The sequence below is a fragment of the Micromonospora sp. NPDC049799 genome (assembly GCF_040656655.1).
Taxonomy (GTDB): domain Bacteria; phylum Actinomycetota; class Actinomycetes; order Mycobacteriales; family Micromonosporaceae; genus Micromonospora.
In genome coordinates this window covers 1-2836 of record NZ_JBFAMU010000590.1, presented here as the reverse complement: position 1 = coordinate 2836, position 2836 = coordinate 1, and the positions used below count along the sequence as shown (strand labels likewise).

The window sequence follows — 2836 nt, the reverse complement described above, 5'->3', positions numbered from 1 at the left end:
GCCGTACCGGAAGTAGAGCCAGGCGAAGAAGACGGCCGGGGCGGTCAGGTACCAGAAGCGGATGGTGGTGCCGGCCGGGATCGGCCCGCTGCCGGCCGTCGTGGCGACGCCGGCCACGCGACCGCCGACCACGGCGACCTCGGTGACGCGGGTGGCGCCGGCGACCGGACGCTCCCGGGTGTACGCGCCCCAGAGCGACGTGAACACCCCGATGCCGTTCGCCTGGACCATGTTGTTGAACTGGGTCAACGGCACCGCCCCGGTGGGCAGGGTGGCGGTGCCCTCGAAGTTCACCTCGATCACCTGGCCGATCCCCTCCCCGGTGATCGCCGCCGCGTTGGGGTGTCCGCTGATCGCGGACTGAACCAGCTCGCCGTCGCGGATGCCGACGCCCTGGGCCGCGCCCGAGTTGTTGATGTCGAAGAAGTCGCCGTTGACGGCGGCGACGGCCCGGGAGGCGTCCACCGCGCCCCGAAGGGGCTCGGCCCGGCTGACCGCGCCCGAGTTGACGTAGTCGACGGTGACGCCGCCGCCCAGGTCCGCGGTGAGCGCGTCCGCGCGCAGCCAGCCCTGGGCGTCGTACCGGTCGAAGGAGGTGAGGTCGAGGCCCGGCGCGACCGGACGCGTGGTCTTCGTGGTCTCCAGGCCGCCGGCCGGCTCGACGCCGGTGGCGGTCGCGGTGGTGGCGGCGCTCGCCGCGGGGTCCCCGGCCAGGGTGACCGCGCCAGCGGCGTACGAGGAGGCGCGGGGCGCGTCCTCGGCGGCGGTCGGGGAGAGGGCGGACGCCGGCGGTGCCGCCGCACCGGCCGTCACGGGAACGGTGCCGGCCAGGGTGAGCAGCGGCGTCAACAGCAGGACGCCGGCGAGCCGGGCGGATCGTCTGCGAGTACGCATGGACGACAGTCAACCGGATGGTGAATAGAAGTTTCAACAGTCGGCTGCTGAACCGAAGGAAAATTCCACGGCTCGGCTGTCGGGGAATTGTCACGTCGCGTGACGGAAGGCCGACCCGCACGGGTGCCCGCTGCCCCCTTTGCTCTGCACCCCGATGTGCACCGCGCACGATCCGTTGCCAGCGCGTATCCGGGTGCAGAGCAAAGGGGGCAGGGTCGTGGTGGCGTGGCGCGGGGAGGTCCAGACATCTCCCCTGCTCAGGCGCTTGGCTCACCATCGCCGGGCAGAGCGCCGCCCCGACCTCCCTCTCAACAGGTCACGCTCGGTGATGATGGATCCGGCAAACGGCGACGTGGCACGGGGTGACGGCGCGGGGCGGCGGTGCAGAGAGGCGGTGCGAGCGTCCGCCTCCGCCGGCCGCAGCTTCGAACCCCGGAAACGCGAAGGGCACGGCGCTGTGGCCGTGCCCTTCGTGCGGTCTCAGACCGGGGAGGTCACTCCCCCGGCGTCGACTTGGCGATCTGCATCAGGAACTCGATGTTGGTGCGGGACTGCTTGAGCCGGTCCAGCAGCAGGTCCAGAGCTGCCTGGGAGTCCAGCGAGTGCAGGACCTTACGCAGCTTGTGGATGATGGCGAGTTCCTCCGGCGCGAGCAGGACCTCTTCCTTACGCGTGCCGGACGGGTTGATGTCGATGGCCGGGAAGGTCCGCTTGTCAGCGATCTTCCGGTCCAGCTTCAACTCCGCGTTACCGGTGCCCTTGAACTCCTCGAAGATGACCGTGTCCGCCATCGAACCGGTCTCCACCAGCGCGGTGGCGAGGATGGTCAGCGAGCCGCCGTTCTCGATGTTGCGGGCCGCACCCAGGAACCGCTTCGGCGGGTACAGCGCGGTGGAGTCGATACCACCCGACATGATCCGGCCGCTGGCCGGCGCCGCCAGGTTGTAGGACCGACCGAGCCGGGTCACCGAGTCGAGCAGCACGACCACGTCGTGGCCCAGCTCGACCAGGCGCTTGGCCCGTTCGATCGCCAGCTCGGCGACCGTCGTGTGGTCCTGCGGCGGCCGGTCGAACGTGGCCGCGATGACCTCGCCCTTCACCGACCGCTGCATGTCGGTGACCTCTTCGGGTCGCTCGTCCACCAGCACCACCATCAGGTGGCACTCCGGGTTGTTGCGGGTGATCGCGTTGGCGATCGCCTGCAGCACCATGGTCTTACCGGCCTTGGGCGGGGACACGATCAGCGCCCGCTGCCCCTTGCCGATCGGCATGACCAGGTCGATGACCCGGGTGGTGAGGATGTGCGGCTCGGTCTCCAGCCGCAGTCGCTCCTGCGGGTAGAGCGGCGTCAGCTTGTAGAACTCGGGCCGGCGCCGGGCCTCGTCCGGCTCCATGCCGTTGATGGTGTCCAGCCGGACCAGCGGGTTGTACTTGTCCCGTCGCTGGTCACCGCCGTCGCGGGCCGCGCGGACCGCACCGGTGATCGCGTCACCGCGGCGCAGGCCGTACTTCTTGATCTGCGACATGGACACGTAGACGTCGTTCGGGCCGGCCAGGTAGCCGGTGGTCCGTACGAAGGCGTAGTTGTCCAGGACGTCGATGATGCCGGCCACGGGGACGAGCACGTCGTCGTCGGCCACCTGGGGCTCGCGCCCACCGGTGTCGCCGGCCTCGACCCGCTCACCGCGACCACGCCGGCGGTCCCGGAACCGGCTACGCCGGCCACGCCGGCCGCCGCCCTCGTCGTCCTCGTCGCCGTTGTCGCGCTCGACCCGCTGACCCCGGTCGCCCCGCTCGTTACGGTCGGTGCGCTCGTTACGGTCGCCCCGGTCGGCCCGCTCGTTACGGTCGCCCCGGTCACCGCGCTCGGCCCGCTCACCGCGGTCACCGCGCTCGTTGCGGTCGGTGCGCTCGCCGCGCTCGGCCCGCTCACCGCGGTCGC

At 71.2% G+C, this 2836-nt stretch carries 1 protein-coding gene and 1 pseudogene; both read right to left on the bottom strand.

What is annotated here, in order from left to right; all coding sequences use genetic code 11:
• Window positions 1–894: pseudogene (locus AB0I76_RS26825) on the bottom strand (hypothetical protein); the annotation flags it as partial.
• A gap of 494 nt (window positions 895–1388) precedes the next feature.
• Window positions 1389–2836 (bottom strand): transcription termination factor Rho (rho, locus tag AB0I76_RS26820; RefSeq protein ID WP_357040983.1); only part of this gene is annotated, 1448 nt, incomplete at its 5' end.